Raw genomic sequence first — 20,723 nt, forward strand, 5'->3', positions numbered from 1 at the left:
GAAACCCTATGTCACACCACTGACAACGCGGCCCCGGATGTCAGCTGGTCCAGAAGTCCCACCAGCGGGTCAGGATCAGCATGCCGATGATCCCGACGTGCAGGACCGGCACGACCCAGGTGAACTCGCCGAAGAAGGACTTCAGCCAGCGCGGCGACGGCAGGAAGCCGTTGCGGATGTTGAACGAGGTGACGTACCAGAACATGGTGATGGTGGCGACCCAGGCGAGCGAGCACCACAGGCACAGCGCGTTGATCCGGTACAGGGACTGGAACTGCAGCCAGGTGCAGAACGCGACGCCGAACAGCGTGCCGAAGTTGAAGGTCAGCCAGTACCAGCGCGGGAAGCGGGCACGGGCCAGCAGGCTCATGCCGACGCAGACGACGATGCCGTAGCAGACCAGGCCGAGCATCGGGTTGGGGAAGCCGAAGGCGGCGGCCTGCTTGCTCTCCATGACGCTGCCGCAGGAGACGACCGGGTTGAGGCTGCACCCGGGGGTGAACGTCTTGCCCTCGACCTTGGCTTCCAGCAGCTTGAACTTGTCGATCGTGATGACCCAGGCGGCGAGCAGTCCGGCGGCACCGGTGATCACCAGCAGCAGGGCGAAGGCGCGACTGCCGCCCACCGTGCTGGGGGCGTCGACGGCGCGCTCCGGCTCGGGCTCCGTGGAGACGTCCTTGACTGTCGTCTTGCTCATCACGCCGATTCCGTCACTTGAGAGTTGGACCATCTTCGGGCACCGGACATTGTGCCGCACACACCCGGGTGCGCACCGTTCGCTCCGCATAAGGATGTACGTACGACGGGTCCCGTCCGTTCGGTTCCGGACAGCGCCCGTACCCGAGACGACGAAGGCGCCGGACACCCCCGAGGGGACAGCCGGCGCCCACGCGCGCGGGTGCGGCTAGCCGAGCCGCGACCGCAGCTCGGCCACGATGTCGTCCACACCGACCGCCGTCTGCTCGCCGGACTCCATGTCCTTGAGCTGCACGACGCCCTCGGCGAGGTCGCGCTCGCCGGCGACGATCGCGTAGCGGGCCCCGCTGCGGTTGGCGTTCTTCATGGCGCCCTTGAGGCCCTTGCCGCCGTAGGAGAAGTCCGTGGCGACACCGGCCTTGCGCAGCTCGGTGACCTTCGCGAACAGGACCCGGCGGGCCTCCTCGCCGAGCGGCACCGCGTAGACGCTGGTCGCGGACGGGATGTCCAGCTCGACACCCTCGGCCTCCAGGGCGAGGACGGTGCGGTCGACGCCGAGGGCCCAGCCGACGGACGGCAGCGCGGGGCCGCCGATCATCTCGGACAGACCGTCGTAGCGGCCGCCGCCGCCCACCGCGGACTGGGAGCCCAGACCGTCGTGCACGAACTCGAAGGTGGTGCGGGTGTAGTAGTCCAGGCCGCGCACCAGCTTCGGGTCGTCCTCGAAGGACACACCCGCCGCGGAGATCAGCTCGCGCACCTCCTCGTGGTACGTCTTGCAGGCGTCGCACAGGTAGTCACGCAGGAGCGGGGCGCCGCCCAGCTGCTTCTGGACCGACTCCCGCTTGTCGTCGAGCACGCGCAGCGGGTTGATCTCGGCACGGCGCTGGGTGTCCTCGTCGAGGTCAAGGCCGCGCAGGAAGTCCTGCAGCGCGGCCCGGTAGACCGGACGGCACTCCTTGTCGCCCAGGCTGTTCAGCAGGATGCGGAAGTTGCTGAGGCCCAGGGAGCGGTACGCCTGGTCGGCGAGGATGATCAGCTCGGCGTCCAGCGCCGGGTCCTCGGCACCGATCGCCTCGGCGCCGACCTGGGAGAAGTGCCTGTAACGGCCCTTCTGGGGGCGCTCGTAGCGGTAGTACGAGCCGGAGTACCAGAGCTTGACCGGGAGGTTGCCCGCCTTGTGCAGGTTGGCCTCCAGGGCCGCGCGCAGGACGGACGCCGTGCCCTCCGGACGCAGGGCCAGCTGGTCGCCGCCCTTGGTCTCGAAGGCGTACATCTCCTTGGTGACGATGTCGGTGGACTCACCCACGCCGCGTGCGAAGAGTTCGACGCTCTCGAAGCCGGGAGTCTCGATGTAGCCGTAGCCGGAGTTGCGCAGCGGGGCCGCGATCGCCTCGCGGACCGCCAGGTACTTGGCGGAGTCCGGCGGAATCAGGTCGTACGTGCCCTTGGGGGCCTGAAAGGTGCTCACGGAAAGCTCTCTCGTCACATTCCTCGTCGGGGAGCCTGGGGGGCTCCCTGGCCGGCCGCCACCTGCCGCAGATAGGGGTTGGTGGCGCGCTCCTGGCCGATGGTCGTCTGGGGGCCGTGGCCGGACAGCACCACGGTGGAGTCCTCGAGCGGCAGGCACACGCGGGCCAGCGAGTCGAGCATGTCCTCCATGGAGCCACCCGGAAGGTCGGTGCGTCCGACGGAGCCGGCGAACAGCAGATCCCCGGAGAAGAAGACCGAGGGGATGTCCGCGGTCTCGGGCATCTGGAAGGTCACCGACCCCCTGGTATGGCCCGGTGCGTGCGCGACGGAGAGCTCCATCCCGGCGAGCGCGAGCCTCGCGCCGTCGGTCAGCTCCTTGACGTCGTCCGGCTCCCCCACGGTCAGCTCGCCCATGAGCGGCATGCCGATGGACCGGCCGATCCCCTTCTCGGGGTCGGTCATCATGTACCGGTCCTCGGGGTGGATCCAGGCCGGTACGTCGTGCGCGCCGCACACGGGGACGACCGAGGCCACATGATCGATGTGGCCATGGGTGAGGACGACGGCGACGGGCTTGAGCCGATGCTTCTTCAGCGCTTCCTCGACGCCCTGGGCGGCCTGGTGGCCCGGGTCGATGATCACGCACTCCTCACCGGCGGCGGGGGCGACGAGATAACAGTTCGTCCCCCAGGCCCCGGCGGGGAACCCGGCAATGAGCACGATCGTCCTTCGTTGTGTCGATACGGGAGGGCTTACGGGCGGGCAGCCCGTGGTCCAGAGACTACCGGCGCTGCCGTTTCCTCAGCCAACCCATATACGGTACGGGGCTACACGCAGCTGTCGGCTCACAGGTCGCACGCGTACCGGTCGACACACGACACGCATGAGGAGAGAACCCGGTGGTCAGCCAGGAGCAGCGGCGGCGTCAGCTCGCCCGGGAGAAGTTCTTGCGGCAGCAGCAGCGGCGCACCAGCGCGCGGCGCAAGGCGAATATGCGCAACTCTGTGATCGCGTCGGTACTGGGCGTGGTCGTGATCGGCAGTGTCGCGCTGTACACGACCGGCGTGCTCAAGAACGACGACAAGAAGACCAACGCGAGCGCCGACGTGACGCCGAGCGCCACGCCGAGCAGCAAGGCGCCGGACCCCTGCGCGAAGCCGGCCGCCGGCTCCATCGCGAAGGAGACCTGGAAGAAGGAGCCGGCGATGTCGATCGACACGTCGGCGAAGTACACGATGAAGCTCGCGACGACGTGCGGTGACATCGGCATCGCGCTGAAGACGTCGGCCGCGCCGCACACCGTGAACTCGTTCGACTTCCTGGCGGGCAAGGGCTTCTTCGACCACACCAAGTGCCACCGCCTGACCACGAACGGCATCTACGTGCTGCAGTGCGGCGACCCGACGGGCGTCGGCAGCGGCGGCCCGGGCTACACGATCCCGGACGAGAACCTGAAGGACGCGAGCCTGAAGGGCAACAAGTACCCGGCGGGCACGGTGGCGATGGCCAACACCGGTCAGAAGCACACCGGCGGCAGCCAGTTCTTCCTCGTCTACAAGGACAGCCCGCTGCCGCCCAGCTACACACCGTTCGGCACGATCGACGCGGCGGGCCTGAAGGTGCTGGACAAGATCGCGGCCGCGGGTGAGAACACGGGTGCCGGTGACGGCGCCCCGAACGCTACGGTCGTGATCAACAAGGCGACGGTCACCAAGTCCTGACGCCGTACCGGCGCTCAACACGGCCAACTGCGGAATTTCGGTCGCGCTGGATGCGGACAGGCAACCTGCTGGTCGCCTATGTTGGCCGTGACGAAACTGTGGACGATGCCCGGGGGCGCCGAGGCCCCCGCGGGCATCATGTGGAGGAGGCGCTGTGAGCAGCGACCCGTGGGGCCGCGTCGACGAGACGGGGACCGTGTACGTGCGTACGGCCGACGGCGAGCAGGTCGTCGGTTCCTGGGCGGCCGGCTCCCCTGAGGAGGCGCTTGCCTACTTCGAGCGCAAGTACGAGGGCCTGGTTGTCGAGATCGGCCTCCTCGAGAAGCGAGTGCAGACGACGGACCTGTCCGCGAAGGACGCCCAGACCGCGATCGACCACCTGCGCGAGCAGGTGGACGCGCATCACGCCGTGGGTGACCTGGAGGCGCTGCGGGCCCGTCTCGACAAGCTCGTGGCGACGGTCGAGGCGCGGCGCGAGGAGCGCAAGGTCCAGCGGGCCAAGCAGTCCGACGAGGCCCGCAAGGCCAAGGAGGACCTGGTCACCGAGGCCGAGCAGCTGGCGCAGTCCGACCAGTGGCGGGCCGCCGGTGAGCGGCTGCGGGCGCTGGTGGACACCTGGAAGGGGCTGCCGCGGCTGGACCGCAAGTCCGACGACGAGCTGTGGCACCGCTTCTCGCACGCCCGGTCGGCGTTCTCCAAGCGTCGCAAGGGTCACTTCGCGCAGCTGGACGCGCAGCGCGAGGAGGCCCGCAAGACCAAGGAGCGGCTGGTCGCCGAGGCCGAGTCGCTGTCCGGTTCGACGGACTGGGGTCCGACGGCGGCGCGCTACCGCGAGCTGATGGCGGACTGGAAGGCGGCGGGCCGTGCCCAGCGCGAGCACGAGGACGACCTGTGGAACCGCTTCCGCGGCGCCCAGGACGTGTTCTTCGCCGCCCGCAGCTCGGTCTTCGCCGAGCGCGACGCCGAGCAGTCGGAGAACCTGAAGCTCAAGGAGGAGCTGGCCGAGGAGGCCGAGAAGATCCTCCCGGTCACGGACCTCAAGGCCGCCCGGGCCGCCTTCCGCTCGATCAACGAGCGCTGGGAGGCCATCGGTCACGTCCCGCGGGACGCGCGGCCGAAGGTCGAGGGCCGGATGCACGCCGTCGAGCGGGCCATCCAGGAGGCCGAGGAGGCCGAGTGGCGCCGGACCAACCCGGAGGCGCGTGCGCGTGCCGAGGGGCTGACCGGTCAGCTGCAGGCCGCCGTGGACAAGCTGCGGGCGCAGATCGAGCAGGCGCGTGCCCAGGGCAACAACTCCAAGGCCGACAAGCTGGAGCGTGAGCTGGAGGGCCGTCAGGCGCTCCTGGACCAGGCTCTGAAGGGCCTGCACGAGTTCGGCGGCTGATCCCCGCTGCGCATCGAGAAGGGCCCCGTACGTGGCGTACGGGGCCCTTCCTCGTGCGTGGGTGTCCTACGACCGTCTACGACCGGCTGCGCGCCGAGGTCACGCGGTAGACGTCGTACACGCCCTCCACGCCCCGTACGGCCTTCAGGACGTGGCCGAGGTGCTTCGGGTCGCCCATCTCGAAGGTGAAGCGGGAGGTGGCCACCCGGTCGCGGGAGGTCTGGACGGCCGCGGAGAGGATGTTGACGTGCTGGTCGGACAGGACGCGGGTGACGTCCGACAGCAGGCGGGAGCGGTCCAGCGCCTCGACCTGGATGGCGACCAGGAAGACCGAGGACTGGGTGGGCGCCCACTCGACGTCGAGGATGCGCTCCGGTTCACGGGACAGCGACTCCACGTTGACGCAGTCGCTGCGGTGAACCGACACACCGCTGCCCCGCGTGACGAAGCCGATGATCGGGTCGCCGGGGACGGGCGTGCAGCAGCGGGCCAGCTTGACCCACACGTCGTCGACGCCCTTGACCACGACGCCGGGGTCGGCGCTGGAGCGGCGCTTGCGGCCGCGGGTACGGGTCGGCGGGACGGCCTCGTCGATCTCCTCGGTGGCCGCCTCCTCGCCGCCGAGCGCCTGGACGAGCTTTTGCACGATGTTCTGCGCGGAGACATGGCCCTCGCCGATCGCCGCGTACAGCGCGGAGATGTCGGAGTAGCGCATCTCGTGCGCGAGCGTGACGAGGGAGTCGCCGGTGAGGATGCGCTGGATCGGCAGGTTCTGCTTGCGCATGGCGCGGACGATGGCGTCCTTGCCCTGCTCGATCGCCTCGTCGCGGCGCTCCTTGGAGAACCAGGCCCGGATCTTGTTGCGGGCACGCGGCGACTTGACGAACCCGAGCCAGTCCCGGGACGGACCCGCGCCGGGCGCCTTGGAGGTGAAGACCTCCACCAGGTCGCCGTTGTCCAGGGTGGATTCGAGCGGTACGAGCCTGCCGTTGACCCGCGCTCCTATGGTGCGATGGCCGACCTCGGTGTGGACGGCGTATGCGAAGTCGACCGGGGTCGCGCCGGCCGGGAGCGCGATGACGTCGCCCTTGGGCGTGAAGACGAAGACCTCGTTGCGGGACAGGTCGAAGCGTAGGGACTCCAGGAACTCGCCGGGGTCCTCGGTCTCCTTCTGCCAGTCGAGCAACTGGCGCAGCCACGCCATGTCGTTGAGGTGGTCGTCCTTGCCCTTGCCCGCCTTGGGCACGTCGGTGCGGACCTTGGAGGCGCCGGCGACGGCCTCCTGCTTGTACTTCCAGTGCGCGGCGATGCCGTACTCGGCGCGGCGGTGCATGTCGAAGGTGCGGATCTGCAGTTCGACGGGCTTGCCGTTGGGTCCGATGACCGTCGTGTGCAGCGACTGGTACATGTTGAACTTGGGCATCGCGATGTAGTCCTTGAACCGGCCGGGGACCGGGTTCCATCGCGCGTGCACGGTGCCGAGGGCGGCGTAGCAGTCGCGGACCGTGTCGACAAGTACACGAATCCCCACCAGGTCGTAGATCTCCGCGAAGTCGCGACCGCGGACGATCATCTTCTGGTAGACGCTGTAGTAGTGCTTCGGGCGTCCGGTGACGGTCGCCTTGATACGGGCGGCGCGCAGGTCGGCCTGGACCTCGTCGGTCACTATGGCCAGGTATTCGTCACGCTTCGGTGCCCTCTCGGCCACCAGCCGTACGATCTCGTCGTACATCTTGGGGTAGAGGATCGCGAACGCGAGGTCCTCCAGCTCCCACTTGATGGTGTTCATGCCCAGGCGGTGGGCGAGGGGCGCGTAGATCTCCAGCGTCTCGCGCGCCTTCTTCTCCTGCTTCTCGCGCTTGAGGTAGCGCATGGTGCGCATGTTGTGCAGGCGGTCGGCGAGCTTGATCACCAGGACCCGGGGGTCCTTGGCCATCGCGACGACCATCTTGCGCACGGTCTCGGCCTGCGCGGCCTCGCCGAACTTGACCTTGTCCAGCTTGGTGACGCCGTCCACGAGGAGGGCGACGACGTCGCCGAAGTCGCGGCGCAGGTCGTCCAGGCCGTACTCGGTGTCCTCGACGGTGTCGTGCAGCAGGCCCGCCATGAGGGTGGCCGGGTCCATGCCCAGCTCGGCGAGGATGGTGGTGACGGCGAGCGGATGCGTGATGTACGGGTCGCCGCTCTTGCGCTTCTGCCCCCGGTGCCAGCGCTCGGCGACCTGGTAGGCACGCTCGATCTGCCGGAGCGTCGAGTTCTCGATCTTCGGGTCGTTGCTGCGCACTATCCGCAGCAGCGGCTCCAGCACGGGGTTGTACGGGTTCGCGCGCTGGACACCGAGGCGGGCCAGGCGGGCTCGGACGCGGTTGGAGGAGCCGCTGCGGGCGGGCTGGTTGGTGGCCGGACGTCCGGGCGACGGGGGTCCCCCCGCTCGGGCGGAGTCGGGAGTGGGGGACGGTTTGGGGCGCGCCACCTCGGCAGCCTTCTCCACGGGCGTGGACTGGGCGTGCTCGACCGCCCCGCGGGTGTCGTTCTTCGCATGCGACACGTTCGGCGCGGGCTTGGCCGCGGGTGCCGAGGCGGGCTCGGGCTTGGCGGCGGTCAGTGGCTGGGCCTCGTCTGGCAAGAGGACTCCTCGTGCGCGATCCGGGTCCCCCGGTCAGGCTCCGGAGACCCCATGGTAGCGATCCTGCGCCCGGTCATCGCCTTCAGGCGGATGTGAGGACCGTCTACCCCTGCAACACGAGGGACGGGCGCAGGATTCCAGGAGGTGGCTCCGAGGTGTTTTCCCGGCATGCCGCGCATGTCCCGCACGGGGACGCCGACTGCCGCCCCGGTGGTGCCGGAGCGGCCGTGGAGCACCTGGTGCCCGGTTCGGTCAGAGCTGTCAGATCTGGAGCAGCGCCTGGAGCGGTGCCCCGTTCAGCGCCGGTTCCAGACGGGCGCGGCCGTCCAGGAAGCCCAGCTCCATGAGCACCGCGAGGCCGGAGACCTCGGCGCCCGCCCGGTGGATGAGCTGGATCGCGGCCTCGGCGGTGCCACCGGTCGCGAGGACGTCGTCCACGATCAGCACACGGTCGCCGGAGGACAGGTCCTCCGCGTGCACCTCGATCTCCGCCGAGCCGTACTCCAGGTCGTACGCCTGGCGCAGGGTCGCTCCGGGGAGCTTGCCCGCCTTGCGCACCGGGATGAAGCCGAGGCCCGCGCGGACCGCGACCGGGGCGCCGAGGATGAAGCCCCGGGCCTCCAGGCCGACGACCTTGGTCGCGCCGGTGCCGACGGCGATCTCGGCCAGCGCGTCCGTGAGGGCCGTGAAAGCGGCGGGGTCCGCCAGGAGCGGCGTGATGTCCTTGAACATCACGCCGGGCTCCGGGTAGTCCGCCACGTCACGGATGCGGCTGAGCAGCAGCGGCGTGATCTCCGCGAGCTCGGTCATCGACGCTTCCCGGAGGGGCGGCCGCGGCCCCGGGTGCGGGACGACGGCTGGTTGCGCGGACCCACCACGGCGGGAGCGGCGTCCTCGGACTCGTCACCGGCGGCGGACCGCGCGTCCGCGAAGCCCTCCTCGGCGGCGGCCTGGGCACGCTTGGCCAGGACCCGCTTGCGGAGCGCCTTCATCGCCGGCTCGGCCTCCTTGAGGTCGGCGACGAGCGGCGTGGCGATGAAGATCGAGGAGTACGCACCGGCCGCGAGGCCGACGAACAGCGACAGCGAGATGTCGTTCAGCGTGCCGGCCCCGAGGAAGCCGCCACCGATGAACAGCAGGCCCGCCACCGGCAGCAGCGCGACCACGGTGGTGTTGATGGAGCGGACCAGCGTGCCGTTGATCGACCGGTTGGCGATGTCGCTGTACGTCCAGCGGGTCTGCTTGGTGATGTCCTTGGTCTGCTCCTTGAGGCTGTCGAAGACGACGACCGTGTCGTAGAGCGAGTAACCGAGGATCGTCAGCAGACCGATGACCGTACCGGGCGTGACCTCGAAGCCGACCAGGGCGTAGATACCGGTCGTGATGGTGATGTCGTGGATCAGCGCGACGAGGGCCGCGACGGCCATGCGCCACTCGAAGGCGATCGCCAGGTAGATCACCACGAGCACCATGAAGATCGCCAGGCCCTCCCAGGCCTTGTTGGCGATCTGCTCGCCCCAGCTCGGGCCGACCAGGTCGGCGGCGAGCTTCTCCGGGTCGAGGTTCAGGTCCTTGGCCAGCGTCTGCTTGATCTGGTCCGACTTGTCGGTGTCGATACCGGCGATCTGGATGCGCAGGCTGCCGTTGCCGAGCTTCTGCACGACCGCTTCATGGCCGGAGGCGGACTTCGCGTAGTCCTCCGCCTGCGCGACCGACGTGCTCATCGCCGTCGGCGTGGTGAAGACCGCGCCGCCCTGGAACTCGATGCCCATGTTCAGGCCGCGCACCGCCAGGCCGAGGATGGCCGTGATGGTGATGAGGATGGAGACGCCGTACCAGATCTTGCGCTTGCCGACGAAGTCGTAGCTGATCTCGCCGCGGTGCAGTCGAGCGCCGAGGTTGCCGAGTTTCGACATCGCTCACGCCTCCTTCGGGTCGACAGGGCCGGCGGCGGGACCGGCGGGACGGCGGGTGCGGCGCAGCGGCGGCTGGGCACCCAGGCTCTTCGGGTCGAGGCCGGACCACTTGTGGCCGTTCGCGAAGAACTTGCGGCGGGCGAGCAGGGTCATCAGCGGCTTGGTGAAGAAGAACACGACGACCACGTCGAGCACGGTGGTCAGGCCGAGCGTGAACGCGAAGCCCTGCACCTTGCCGACGGTGACGATGAACAGCACCGCGGCGGCGAGGAACGACACGAAGTCGGAGACCAGGATCGTGCGCCGGGCGCGCGGCCAGGCCCGCTCGACGGCGGGACGCAGCGTGCGGCCCTCACGGATCTCGTCCCGGATGCGTTCGAAGTACACGATGAACGAGTCCGCGGTGATACCGATGGCGACGATGGCACCGCAGACGGCCGGCAGGTTCAGCGCGAAGCCGATGGCCGGGCCGAGCAGCGCCATGAGCACGTAGGTGAGGATCGCGGAGACCAGCAGGGACGCCATGGCCACGATCGACAGACCGCGGTAGTAGGCGACCAGGTAGATCACGACCAGAGCGAGGCCGATCGCGCCCGCGAGCAGACCGGCGTGCAGCTGCTGACCACCGAGCGCGGCGGTCACCGTGGTGACGGTCTCCTCCTTGAACGACAGCGGCAGCGCGCCGTACGACAGCATGTTGGAGAGGCTCTGCGCCTCCTGCTGCGTGAAGTGGCCCGAGATCTCCGCCTGACCGCCGGAGATGGCCGACTGGACGAACGGGCTGGAGACGACCTCGCCGTCGAGGACGATGCCGAACTCGTTCTGCGGGGACTGCTTCTTGGCCAGCTCCTCGGTGATGTTCGCGAACTTCTTCGACCCGCTGGAGGTGAAGGTCATCTGGACCTGCCAGCCGGCGGCACCCTGGGTGTCGATCACGGCCTGGGCCTTCTTGACCTCGGTGCCGTCCACGGCGGCCGGGCCGAGCAGGTACTTGTACCAGACCTTGTCGTTCTCACCACAGGCCACGGTGACCTCGCCGGGCTTGGCACCCTTGCCGGCGTTGGCCCGCTGGGCGGGCTTGGAGCAGTCCAGCGCGGCGTACTGCGCCTGGAGCTTGGTGGTGTCGGCCGTGCCGCCGGAGGACGACGCGGACGGGCTCGGCGAGGACGAGGTGCTCGGGGAGCCGGAGGGCGACGGCGTGGCGTCGTCCTTCAGGGCGTCGGTGACCGCACGGCCCTGCGAGGTGGCGGTGGCCGTCGGCGTCGGGGACCCGGAGGAGGACGAGGAGGCCTTCTCCTTGGAGGAGGCGCTGCTCGACGGGCTCGGCGAGCCGCTGCCGCTGGGGGACGCGCTCGGCGAGGGCTTCGCGGCGGATCCCGTGGGCTCGCTGGCGAGCACCGGGCGGAAGTACAGCTTGGCGGTGGTGCCGACCTGCTGCTGGGCCTCCTTGGAGTTGGTGCCCTTGGGGATGTTCACGATGATGTGATCGTTCCCCTGGGTCTGCACCTCCGCCTCGGAGACGCCCAGGCCGTTGACACGACGGTTCATGATGTCGACCGCGGTGTCCATGTTGGCCTTGTTGATCGCGGACCCCTGGTCGGGCTTCGCCTTGAGCGTGATGCTCGTACCACCCGCGAGGTCGATGCCGAGACGCGGAGTCTTGTGCCCGGAGGCGAACATCCCCCCGGTCAGCGCCACGATGGCGATCAGGATGAGGGCCAGCGAGCGCCCTGGCTTGCTCTGGGCGCTCGCGCTCCGGCCCTTCTTAGGTGCTGCCACCTTCTCGTACTCCCTCTCGGGCCGCCCTGCGCCCGGTCGGCGCGGTCGGCCATGACATGGTGTCGGGCTCCCGTGCGGAAAACAGACGCGCCCGGGGTGCTCGGGGTGCGGTCGGTCCGCGCCCCGCACCCCGGACGTGACTACTTCGCGTCGGTGTCGCCGTCGGTCTTCTTCGGCTCTTCGTCCGCCTTGGCCTCGGGGGCCTCGGGGGCCTCGTCGGCCTTGTCCTCGTCGGCGTCCTTCTTACCGAGGTCGACGGCCTTGTCGTCGGAGGCGGCGGCAGCGGCGTCGGCAGACTCGTCGGTCTCGGTGAGGGAGGAGGCGTCGTCCGGGACGATGTCGGCGTCGGACTTCAGGTCGTGCTCGATGCCGTGGACGATGCGGTTGTACTCGTCGTCCGTGAGGACGGCGCCGATCGCGTTCTTGGCGAAAAGGAGGTCCACGCCGGGGCCGGCGTCGAGGAGGACGGTGTCCTCGTTGACCTCCTTGACCGTCGCGTACATCCCCCCGATGGTGCGGACACCGGAGCCGGGCTGCATCTCGTTCCGCATGTTTGCGGCCTGCTGCTGCTTCTTCTTGGACGAGCGCGTCATCAGGAACATGGCCGCGATGAGCACGATGAAGGGGAGAAGGGTAAAGGCATTCACGGGACGGAATTTCCTTCGCGCGACCGCGCGGTGAGCGGCCTGATGGATGGGGGTTGGTCGGCGCCACCCGCAAGGGCGGCATCGGCGGAGTCTAAGCGAGTCCGCGTGCATGGAACAACGCTCAGCATGGCACCTGGGTTCCTGCTCCCGCCATTGCCCTCGCCGTCACGGAGCGGTCACGCCCCGAACAGGTCCTGTTGTCCGTTTCCCCCCGCCGACGAGCGGGGCGGCGTCAGTCCGAGGTGCGCCCAGGCCGCGGGAGTGGCGACCCGGCCTCGTGGGGTGCGGGCCAGCAGACCCTCCCTGACCAGGAAAGGTTCGGCGACCTCCTCGACGGTCTCGCGCTCCTCCCCCACCGCGACGGCGAGCGTGGAAAGGCCCACCGGACCGCCGCCGAACAGCTTCAGCAGCGCCTCCAGGACGGCCCGGTCGAGGCGGTCGAGGCCGCGCGCGTCGACCTCGTAGACGGCGAGTGCGGCCGCGGCGATCTCGCGGGTGATCACGCCGTCGGCCTTGACCTGCGCGTAGTCGCGCACGCGGCGCAGCAGGCGGTTGGCGATACGGGGCGTGCCGCGGGAGCGGCCGGAGATCTCGGCGGCGCCGTTCGGCTCGATCTCGACGTCGAGCAGGTGTGCCGAGCGGTGCACGACCCGCTCCAGCTCGGCGGGCTCGTAGAACTCCATGTGCGCGGTGAAGCCGAAGCGGTCGCGCAGCGGGGGCGGCAGCAGTCCCGCGCGCGTGGTTGCGCCGACCAGCGTGAACGGGGGCAGCTCCAGGGGGATGGCGGTGGCGCCGGGGCCCTTGCCGACGATGACGTCGACCCGGAAGTCCTCCATGGCCATGTACAGCATCTCCTCGGCGGGCCGGGACATGCGGTGGATCTCGTCCAGGAAGAGGACCTCGCCCTCCTGGAGGGAGGAGAGGATCGCGGCGAGGTCGCCGGCGTGCTGGATGGCGGGGCCGGAGGTGATGCGGATGGGGGCGCCCATCTCGGCCGCGATGATCATTGAAAGCGTGGTCTTGCCCAGGCCGGGCGCGCCGGAGAGCAGCACGTGATCGGCGGTCGCCCCCCGCGCGCGTGCGGCGCGCAGCACCAGGTCGAGCTGTTCGCGCACCTTCTCCTGGCCGATGAACTCGCCGAGGTCCTTGGGGCGCAGGGCGGCCTCGACGGCCTGGTCCTCACGGTCGGCGACAGAGCCCACCAGCCGCTCCGCGGCGGGGCCGACGGGCTGCTCATCGGCAGCGCTGTCGGTCGTGTCGTCCCAGTTCATGTGATGTGCCTTCGGCTATGGGGGGTCAGCGGGCTCGGTTCAGGGTCTGCAGGGCGGCCTTCAGCAGCACGCCCACCTGGGGTGTGCCGCCCGCCGCCTCCGCCTGGGGCGCCACGGCGGCCACGGCCTCCTCGGCCTCACGGGTGGCGTAGCCGAGGCCGATGAGAGCCGCGTGCAGCTGGTCGCGCCAGCCCTGGGTGACGGGGGCGCCGACCGCGGGGGCGCCGGTGGGGGCACCGAGCCGGTCCTTCAGCTCGAGCAGCAGCTTCTGCGCGCCCTTCTTGCCGATGCCGGGGACCGCGATGAGGGCCTTCTCGTCACCGGTGGCGACGGCGCGGCGCAGTGCGTCCGGCGTGTGCACGGCGAGCATCGCCTGGGCGAGGCGGGGTCCCACTCCGCTCGCGGTCTGCAGCAGTTCGAAGACCTGGCGCTCGTCGTCGTCCGCGAAGCCGTACAGGGTCAGCGAGTCCTCGCGCACCACCAGGGAGGTGGCGAGCTTGGTCTGAGCGCCCATGCGGAGGCCGGAGAGCGTGTTCGGGGTGCACTGGACGGCGATGCCGATGCCGCCCACCTCGACCACCGCGGAGTCGGGGGCGAGGGCGGCGACCGGGCCGCTGACGAACGCGATCATGCCGTACGGCCTTTCGTTGCGTGGACTGTGTGCCGGGCGACGGCCTGCTGGAGCCGGTTCTGGGCGGGGGCGCGCCAGATGTGGCAGATGGCGAGGGCGAGTGCGTCGGCGGCGTCGGCCGGCTTCGGCGGGGCGCTGAGCCGCAGCAGGCGGGTGACCATGGCCCCGACCTGGGCCTTGTCGGCGCGGCCGCTGCCGGTGACGGCGGCCTTGACCTCGCTGGGGGTGTGCAGGGCGACGGGGATGCCCCGCCGGGCGGCGCACAGCATGGCGACGGCGCTGGCCTGGGCGGTGCCCATCACCGTGCGCACGTTGTGCTGGCTGAAGACGCGCTCGACGGCGACGAACTCGGGCCGGTGCTCGTCCAGCCACTCCTCGATGCCCTGCTCGACGGCGAGCAGCCGCAGGCTCAGGTCGGCGTCCGCAGGTGTCCGCACGACCCCGACGCCGAGCATGGTGAGCGGCCGGCCCGCGACCCCCTCCACCACGCCGACACCGCACCGCGTCAGCCCGGGGTCCACCCCCAACACGCGCACGCGCCCCTCCCTTCGATCGCCTGTTTGTGCAGGCTATCGGGTGCCACCGACAACGCCCCGCACCAACGCCAGACAAGGCGACGGGCCGACGGGGTGTCCCGTCGGCCCGTGAGAACCTGTGCAGCCCGCGGCGGCGCTACGCGTCGACCTTCTCCATGATCTCGTCGCTCACGTCGAAGTTGGCGAAGACGTTCTGCACGTCGTCGCTGTCCTCGAGGGCGTCGATCAGCTTGAAGATCTTCTTGGCACCCTCCTCGTCCAGTTCGACCTGGACGGACGGCACGAAGCTGGAGTCGGCGGAGTCGTAGTCGATCCCGGCCTCCTGGAGGGCGGTGCGGACCGCGACCAGGTCGGTGGCCTCGCTGATGACCTCGAAGGTCTCACCGAGGTCGTTGACCTCCTCGGCGCCGGCGTCCAGGACGGCACCCAGGACGTCGTCCTCGCTCAGCTCGCCCTTGGGGACGATGATGACGCCCTTGCGGGTGAACATGTACGACACCGAGCCCGGGTCGGCCATGGAGCCGCCGTTGCGGGTCATGGCGACGCGGACGTCGGAGGCGGCGCGGTTGCGGTTGTCGGTGAGGCACTCGATGAGCACCGCGACACCGTTCGGGCCGTAGCCCTCATACATGATCGTCTCGTAGTCGGCACCGCCGGCCTCGAGGCCGCCGCCGCGCTTGACCGCGGAGTCGATGTTCTTGTTCGGGACCGACTGCTTCTTCGCCTTCTGGATGGCGTCGTAAAGGGTCGGGTTGCCCTCGATGTCGACGCCGCCCATGCGGGCCGCGACCTCGACGTTCTTGATCAGCTTCGCGAAGAGCTTGCCGCGCTTGGCGTCGATCACGGCCTTCTTGTGCTTCGTCGTAGCCCATTTAGAGTGGCCGGACATCTGCCTGTCTCCTTCGCGTAACCCATCCAAACAACGAACGCCAGAGATCCTACAAGGACTCGGCGGTCCGGTTCGCGCGCACCATGTCGACGAACAGGGAGTGCACGCGGTGGTCGCCGGTCAGTTCCGGGTGGAACGACGTGGCGAGCGCGTTGCCCTGACGGACCGCCACGATGTGGCCTTCGTGCTCGGCGAGCACCTCGGCCTCGGCCCCGACGGACTCGACCCAGGGGGCGCGGATGAAGACGCCCTCTACAGGATCGCCCTCGACGCCCCTGACGTCGACCGCCGCCTCGAAGGACTCGTTCTGCCGTCCGAAGGCGTTGCGGCGCACGATCATGTCGATGCCGCCGATGGTCTCCTGGCCCGAGCGCGGGTCGAGGATCTTGTCCGCGAGCATGATCATGCCGGCGCAGGTGCCGTAGACGGGCATGCCGTCGCGTACGCGCGCGCGGAGGGGCTCCATCACTCCGAAGAGGACGGCCAGCTTGGAGATGGTGGTGGACTCGCCGCCGGGCAGGACGAGACCGTCGACCTCGGCGAGTTCCTCGGGGCGCCGCACCGGCCTGGCCACGGCGTCGGCCGCGGCCAGGGCGATGAGGTGCTCCCGTACGTCGCCCTGGAGAGCCAGGACGCCTATGACGGGGGTGTTCATGTCTTTTGGTGCCTTACCAGCCGCGGTTCGCGTAGCGCTCGGCCTCGGGGAGGGTGTCGCAGTTGATGCCGACCATGGCCTCGCCCAGGTTGCGGGACGCGTCCGCGATGATCTTCGGGTCGTCGTAGAAGGTGGTGGCCTTCACGATGGCGGCGGCGCGCTTGGCCGGGTCGCCGGACTTGAAGATGCCGGAGCCCACGAACACGCCCTCGGCGCCGAGCTGGCGCATCAGGGCGGCGTCGGCCGGGGTGGCGACACCACCGGCGGAGAAGAGGACCACCGGGAGCTTGCCCAGCTCGGCGACCTCCTTGACCAGCTCGTACGGGGCGCGCAGCTCCTTGGCGGCGGCGTACAGCTCGTTGTTGTCGTAGCCGCGCAGGCGGGCGATCTCGTTCTTGATCTGGCGCAGGTGACGGACGGCCTCGACCACGTTGCCGGTGCCGGCCTCGCCCTTGGAGCGGATCATCGCGGCGCCCTCGGCGATGCGGCGCAGGGCCTCGCCCAGGTTGGTGGCACCGCAGACGAAGGGGGTGGTGAAGGCCCACTTGTCGGAGTGGTTGACCTCGTCGGCCGGGGTGAGGACCTCGGACTCGTCGATGTAGTCGACGCCGAGGGACTGCAGCACCTGGGCCTCGACGAAGTGGCCGATGCGGGACTTCGCCATGACCGGGATGGAGACGGCGTCGATGATGCCCTCGATCATGTCCGGGTCGGACATGCGGGCCACGCCGCCGTCCTTGCGGATGTCGGCGGGCACTCGCTCCAGGGCCATGACCGCGACGGCGCCCGCGTCCTCGGCGATCTTCGCCTGCTCCGGGGTGACGACGTCCATGATCACGCCGCCCTTGAGCTGCTCGGCCATACCGCGCTTCACGCGGGCGGTGCCGGTCTCGGGAGCCTGGTTCTCGGTGGTGGACACGGGTGACCTCACTGAAGTGAAAGAGGGTTTTCTGCTTCAGAGAGGAAACGTGAGTGGACCAGGCCACAGCAAGGGCCAATGGCAACCCGGTGGATCCTTTTGGTCCACCAAAGGTTCAGGAGGCCCGTTCCACCAGCGCCGCGGGAGGCTCGTCGTCCATCTCGAAGGCCAGCGGGAAGGGGGCGTGACCGGCCAGCCGGAACCAGCGCACCTTGCGGTGCTCCCGGAGCCTGCGGGCGGCTCCCACGGCATCGTTGTGGAAGCGGCGGGCCATGGGGACCCGGCGTACCGCTTCGGCCAGCTCGCGGGCCGCCGACTCGCCGCCCGGGGCCTCCCGTACGGCCTCGACCTGCTGCGGAGCCTCGAACACCGCGCGCAGCGCCTGGCTCAGCTCGCTCTCGGCGACCTCCCGCTGCTCCTCCTCGGCCTGCCGGGCGGCGTGCGCGGCCTCGTAGAGCACGATCGAGGCGGCCGGGTCCAGGACGCCCGAGGTCGCGAGTTCCTGGGTCACGGAGGCCCGCCGCAGCAGCTGCGCGTCCAGCGCGGCCCGCGCGGCGTCCATGCGCACGTGCAGCCGGTCCAGCCGGCCTGCCGTCCAGCTCAGATAGAGGCCGATGGCGACGAGCGCGACGAAGATCCAGATCAGGGTTGCGGTCACGGGCGAAGGTTAGTCGGCCCGCGAGGCCGGCCGGAGCAGACCCTCGCCTCAGTCCCGCGCCAGCCCGAACCGGGCCCTGAACCCCGTGCGCTCGTCGGTGGCCACCGCCGACGTACCGGTGGTGACCGTCTCGTACACCGACAGGATGTCCGCGCCGACGGTGGACCAGTCGAAGCGGCGGACGTGGGCGCTGCCCCGCTCGCTCAGTTCAGCCCTGCGGTCCGGGTCCGCCAGCAGGCGTACGGCGGCCTCGGCCAGGGCGTCCGCGTCCTCGTTGGCGAAGACCTCGCCCGCCTGGCCCTGGTCCAGGACCTGGACGAAGGCGTCCAGGTCGGAGGCGAGGACCGGGGCGCCCGCCGACATGGCCTCGACGAGGATGATGCCGAAGCTCTCGCCGCCGGTGTTGGGCGCGATGTACAGGTCGACGCTGCGCAGGAAGCGCGCCTTGTCCTCGTCGCTGATCATGCCGAGGAACTCGACGCGGGAACGCAGCTCCTCGGGCAGGTCCTCGACGGCCGCCTCCTCGTCCCCGCGCCCCGCGACCAGCAGACGCGCCTGCGGGCGGGCGGCGAGGATCTTCGGGAGGGCCTTCATCAGGACCGGCAGGCCCTTGCGGGGCTCGTCGATACGGCCGATGAAGCCGAGCGTGTCTCCCTGCCACTCGGGGTTCGGCTCGGCCTTGGCGAAGAAGTCGACGTCGACACCGTTGGGGATGACCACCGCGTCGCCGCCCAGGTGCTCGACCAGGGTGCGGCGGGCGTACTCGCTGACCGCGATGCGCGCGCTGATCTTCTCCAGCGCGGCCTGCAGGATCGCGTACGCGGCGATCATCGCGCGCGAGCGGGGGTTGGAGGTGTGGAAGGTGGCCACGATGGGGCCCTGGGCCGCCCAGCAGGTCAGCAGGCCGAGCGACGGGGAGGTGGGCTCGTGGATGTGGACCACGTCGAACGCGCCGTCGTGCAGCCAGCGCCGCACCCGCGCGGCCGACAGGAAGCCGAAGTTGAGGCGGGCCACCGAGCCGTTGTACGGCACCGGCACCGCTCGGCCGGCCGAGACGACGTACGGCGGCAGCGGGGTGTCGTCGTCGGCCGGGGCGAGGACGGAGACCTCGTGGCCGAGGCGGATGAAGTACTCGGCGAGGTCGCGGATGTGGAACTGGACGCCCCCGGGCACGTCCCAGGAGTACGGGCAGACGATCCCGATTCTCACGCGGGTCCCTTCGCGGGGTCGAGGTCGGCGAGCCACAGGCGCTGGAGCATGTGCCAGTCCTCCGGGTGGTCGGCGATCCCCTTGGCGAAGACGTCGGCCAGTGCCTGTGTCATGACAGACGTCTTCTCGGCCCGGTCGCCTGTCTCCGGTACCTCGACCGGAGGATGCACCTGGCCCTTCATCACGGGCGAGTCGTCGTACCAGAGGGTGACGGGCATCAGCTGCGCGCCGGTCTGCTGGGCGAGCAGGGCCGGGCCGGCGGGCATCCGGGTCCGCTCGCCGAAGAAGTCGACCTCGACGCCGGACGCGGACAGGTCCCGGTCGGCGACCAGGCAGACCAGGCCGCCGTCGCGCAGCCGCCGGGCCAGGGTGCCGAAGGCGGTGCCGCCGCTGTGCGGCAGGACCTCCATGCCGAGGCCCTCGCGGTAGGCGACGAAGCGGTCGTAGAGCGACTCGGGCTTCAGCCGCTCGGCGACCGTGGTGAACGGCGTCTCCAGCCGGGTGGTGACCCAGGCGCCGGCCAGGTCCCAGTTGGCCATGTGCGGCAGCGCGAGGATCAGGCCCCGGGGGGAGGCGATGCCGTCGGTCAGGTGGTGCACGTCCGTGCAGTCGAAGCCCGTCCTGACGCGCTCGGCGCTCCAGGCGGGCAGCCGGAAGGACTCCATCCAGTAGCGCAGGTACGAGCGCATGCCCGCGCGGGAGAGTTCGGCGAGGCGCTCGGGGCCGGCGTCGGGCACCACGCGCGCGTAGTTCGCCTCCAGCCGCAGGACGCCCTTGCCGCGCTGCTTCCAGGCGAGGTCCGCGACGGACCGGCCGAGCCGGACCGCGGCGGGTTCCGGGAGCTTCTTGACGGTGCTCCAGCCGAGGCCGTACAGCGCGTCGGTGAACCGGTCGGCGGTGCTCACTTCGCCGCCTCCCTCCCCTGGGACGCGTTCTGCTCCGCCTCGGCCTCCGCCTCGGCGGACTCCCGGCGGACGGTGACGACCCGCTGGACGAGGGTGACGAGGCTGCCCACGGCGACGATCCACAGGGCGATCGGGAGGAGGATCTGGATGCCCGGGACGCCGAACGTGTGGAGGCCGGCCAGACCGGCCGCCACCAGCGAGATCACCAGCCGCTCGGCGCGCTCGACGAGGCCGTTGACGGCGACCGGCAGCCCGATCGACTCGCCGCGCGCCTTGGTGTACGACACCACCTGGCCGCTGGCCAGGCAGAAGATCGAGACGGCGCACAGGGCGTTGTTGTCGCCGTTGCCCGCGTACCACAGGGCGAAGCCGCCGAAGATCGCGCCGTCGGCCACCCGGTCGAGCGTGGAGTCCAGGAAGGCGCCCCAGCGGCTGGAGCGGCCCAGCTGGCGGGCCATGTTGCCGTCGACCAGGTCCGAGAAGACGAACAGGGTGATCACGATCGTGCCCCAGAAGAACTCGCCCCTGGGAAAGAAGACCAGCGCGCCCGCGACCACACCGGCCGTGCCGATGAGCGTGACCGCGTCGGGGCTCACGCCCCGCCGGATGAGAAACGCGGCGAACGGTGTGAGGACACGCGTGAAGAATGCACGCGCGTACTTGTTCAGCATGGCCTTCCCGACGGTCGTGGCGCCGCGGCCCTGGTGGCCACCGGCTGGCCCATCGTAGTCACGCGCGCGCGTGGGTGACGGGCGGGCACCCACAGACGTGCCGCGAACCGGTGCACACCCGCCCGCACGGGGGGCGC

The 20,723-nt window shown here is 70.1% G+C and carries 20 protein-coding genes; 2 read left to right on the forward strand and 18 right to left on the reverse strand.

The genetic code is table 11. The annotated features are described in order from the left end of the window. Positions 1 to 40: 40 nt before the first annotated feature. From AC07DS_RS09820 to AC07DS_RS09830, 3 genes are all read right to left on the reverse strand, one after another. Positions 41 to 697, reverse strand: a complete 657-nt coding sequence (locus tag AC07DS_RS09820) for a vitamin K epoxide reductase family protein (RefSeq protein WP_479143950.1) — start codon at positions 695 to 697, stop codon at positions 41 to 43. A 207-nt stretch (positions 698 to 904) separates the two neighbouring features. Next, entirely contained in the window at positions 905 to 2,167 is a 1,263-nt protein-coding gene (hisS, locus tag AC07DS_RS09825; RefSeq protein WP_479143951.1) for a histidine--tRNA ligase, read from the reverse strand. Positions 2,168 to 2,181: 14 nt separating this feature from the next. Then, complete coding sequence (locus AC07DS_RS09830) at positions 2,182 to 2,889, reverse strand: MBL fold metallo-hydrolase (protein ID WP_479143952.1); 708 nt, start codon at positions 2,887 to 2,889, stop codon at positions 2,182 to 2,184. Positions 2,890 to 3,068: 179 nt separating this feature from the next. On the opposite strand from AC07DS_RS09830, the gene AC07DS_RS09835 reads away from it, so the two are divergent. Both AC07DS_RS09835 and AC07DS_RS09840 read left to right on the forward strand, forming a co-directional pair. After that, complete coding sequence (locus tag AC07DS_RS09835; protein ID WP_479143953.1) at positions 3,069 to 3,890, forward strand: peptidylprolyl isomerase; 822 nt, start codon at positions 3,069 to 3,071, stop codon at positions 3,888 to 3,890. A 154-nt stretch (positions 3,891 to 4,044) separates the two neighbouring features. Continuing rightward, complete coding sequence (locus AC07DS_RS09840; RefSeq protein ID WP_479143954.1) at positions 4,045 to 5,274, forward strand: DUF349 domain-containing protein; 1,230 nt, start codon at positions 4,045 to 4,047, stop codon at positions 5,272 to 5,274. Between the two features lie 76 nt (positions 5,275 to 5,350). Here the strand turns inward: AC07DS_RS09840 and AC07DS_RS09845 are convergent, their stop codons facing one another. The 15 genes from AC07DS_RS09845 to pgsA form a co-directional block, all read right to left on the reverse strand. Further along, positions 5,351 to 7,900, reverse strand: a complete 2,550-nt coding sequence (locus tag AC07DS_RS09845; protein ID WP_479143955.1) for a RelA/SpoT family protein — start codon at positions 7,898 to 7,900, stop codon at positions 5,351 to 5,353. 261 nt (positions 7,901 to 8,161) lie between these two features. After that, positions 8,162 to 8,710, reverse strand: coding sequence for an adenine phosphoribosyltransferase (locus AC07DS_RS09850; RefSeq protein WP_479143956.1), 549 nt, complete (start codon positions 8,708 to 8,710; stop codon positions 8,162 to 8,164). After that, the gene (secF, locus tag AC07DS_RS09855) at positions 8,707 to 9,816 is read right to left on the reverse strand and encodes a protein translocase subunit SecF (protein ID WP_479143957.1); all 1,110 of its coding nucleotides are present in this window, start codon (positions 9,814 to 9,816) and stop codon (positions 8,707 to 8,709) included. The genes AC07DS_RS09850 and secF overlap by 4 nt, the downstream gene beginning before the upstream one ends. Positions 9,817 to 9,819: 3 nt before the next feature. Further along, on the reverse strand, positions 9,820 to 11,595 hold the full coding sequence (gene secD, locus AC07DS_RS09860) for a protein translocase subunit SecD (protein ID WP_479143958.1): 1,776 nt from the start codon (positions 11,593 to 11,595) through the stop codon (positions 9,820 to 9,822). Between the two features lie 140 nt (positions 11,596 to 11,735). Further along, positions 11,736 to 12,242: a preprotein translocase subunit YajC gene (yajC, locus tag AC07DS_RS09865; protein ID WP_479143959.1), complete on the reverse strand. Its 507-nt coding sequence runs from the start codon at positions 12,240 to 12,242 to the stop codon at positions 11,736 to 11,738. 176 nt (positions 12,243 to 12,418) lie between these two features. Further along, a complete protein-coding gene (gene ruvB / locus AC07DS_RS09870) occupies positions 12,419 to 13,513 on the reverse strand; it encodes a Holliday junction branch migration DNA helicase RuvB (RefSeq protein ID WP_145881162.1) in 1,095 nt (364 codons plus the stop codon). A gap of 25 nt (positions 13,514 to 13,538) precedes the next feature. Beyond that, positions 13,539 to 14,144, reverse strand: a complete 606-nt coding sequence (gene ruvA / locus AC07DS_RS09875; RefSeq protein WP_479143960.1) for a Holliday junction branch migration protein RuvA — start codon at positions 14,142 to 14,144, stop codon at positions 13,539 to 13,541. Beyond that, entirely contained in the window at positions 14,141 to 14,680 is a 540-nt protein-coding gene (gene ruvC / locus AC07DS_RS09880; protein ID WP_094220709.1) for a crossover junction endodeoxyribonuclease RuvC, read from the reverse strand. Before ruvC ends, ruvA begins: the two co-directional genes overlap by 4 nt. 136 nt (positions 14,681 to 14,816) lie before the next feature. Continuing rightward, positions 14,817 to 15,569, reverse strand: coding sequence for a YebC/PmpR family DNA-binding transcriptional regulator (locus AC07DS_RS09885; RefSeq protein WP_479143961.1), 753 nt, complete (start codon positions 15,567 to 15,569; stop codon positions 14,817 to 14,819). 49 nt (positions 15,570 to 15,618) lie between these two features. Next, positions 15,619 to 16,224 (reverse strand): pyridoxal 5'-phosphate synthase glutaminase subunit PdxT, encoded by a 606-nt coding sequence (gene pdxT / locus AC07DS_RS09890; RefSeq protein ID WP_145881167.1) that lies wholly within the window; start codon positions 16,222 to 16,224, stop codon positions 15,619 to 15,621. A gap of 13 nt (positions 16,225 to 16,237) precedes the next feature. After that, a complete protein-coding gene (gene pdxS, locus AC07DS_RS09895) occupies positions 16,238 to 17,143 on the reverse strand; it encodes a pyridoxal 5'-phosphate synthase lyase subunit PdxS (protein WP_145881170.1) in 906 nt (301 codons plus the stop codon). Positions 17,144 to 17,258: 115 nt separating this feature from the next. Beyond that, positions 17,259 to 17,801, reverse strand: coding sequence for a LemA family protein (locus AC07DS_RS09900; RefSeq protein ID WP_479143962.1), 543 nt, complete (start codon positions 17,799 to 17,801; stop codon positions 17,259 to 17,261). 48 nt (positions 17,802 to 17,849) lie between these two features. Next, positions 17,850 to 19,010 carry a glycosyltransferase family 4 protein gene (locus tag AC07DS_RS09905; protein ID WP_479143963.1) on the reverse strand — a complete coding sequence of 387 codons (1,161 nt, stop codon included), beginning with the start codon at positions 19,008 to 19,010 and terminating at the stop codon, positions 17,850 to 17,852. Continuing rightward, positions 19,007 to 19,915 (reverse strand): phosphatidylinositol mannoside acyltransferase, encoded by a 909-nt coding sequence (locus AC07DS_RS09910; protein WP_479143964.1) that lies wholly within the window; start codon positions 19,913 to 19,915, stop codon positions 19,007 to 19,009. Before AC07DS_RS09910 ends, AC07DS_RS09905 begins: the two co-directional genes overlap by 4 nt. After that, complete coding sequence (pgsA, locus tag AC07DS_RS09915; RefSeq protein ID WP_391335720.1) at positions 19,912 to 20,586, reverse strand: phosphatidylinositol phosphate synthase; 675 nt, start codon at positions 20,584 to 20,586, stop codon at positions 19,912 to 19,914. Before pgsA ends, AC07DS_RS09910 begins: the two co-directional genes overlap by 4 nt. Positions 20,587 to 20,723: the final 137 nt, after the last annotated feature.

The sequence above is a fragment of the Streptomyces sp. NPDC044064 genome (genome assembly GCF_056434245.1).

What these genes read in the sequence shown, in the direction of transcription:
- AC07DS_RS09820 (WP_479143950.1), bottom strand. Translation starts at nt 697, where the DNA reads ATGAGCAAGACGACAGTCAAGGACGTCTCCACGGAGCCCGAGCCGGAG.
- AC07DS_RS09850 (WP_479143956.1), bottom strand. Translation starts at nt 8,710, where the DNA reads ATGACCGAGCTCGCGGAGATCACGCCGCTGCTGCTCAGCCGCATCCGT.
- secF (WP_479143957.1), bottom strand. Translation starts at nt 9,816, where the DNA reads ATGTCGAAACTCGGCAACCTCGGCGCTCGACTGCACCGCGGCGAGATC.
- ruvB (WP_145881162.1), bottom strand. Translation starts at nt 13,513, where the DNA reads ATGAACTGGGACGACACGACCGACAGCGCTGCCGATGAGCAGCCCGTC.
- ruvA (WP_479143960.1), bottom strand. Translation starts at nt 14,144, where the DNA reads ATGATCGCGTTCGTCAGCGGCCCGGTCGCCGCCCTCGCCCCCGACTCC.
- AC07DS_RS09885 (WP_479143961.1), bottom strand. Translation starts at nt 15,569, where the DNA reads ATGTCCGGCCACTCTAAATGGGCTACGACGAAGCACAAGAAGGCCGTG.
- pdxT (WP_145881167.1), bottom strand. Translation starts at nt 16,224, where the DNA reads ATGAACACCCCCGTCATAGGCGTCCTGGCTCTCCAGGGCGACGTACGG.
- pgsA (WP_391335720.1), bottom strand. Translation starts at nt 20,586, where the DNA reads ATGCTGAACAAGTACGCGCGTGCATTCTTCACGCGTGTCCTCACACCG.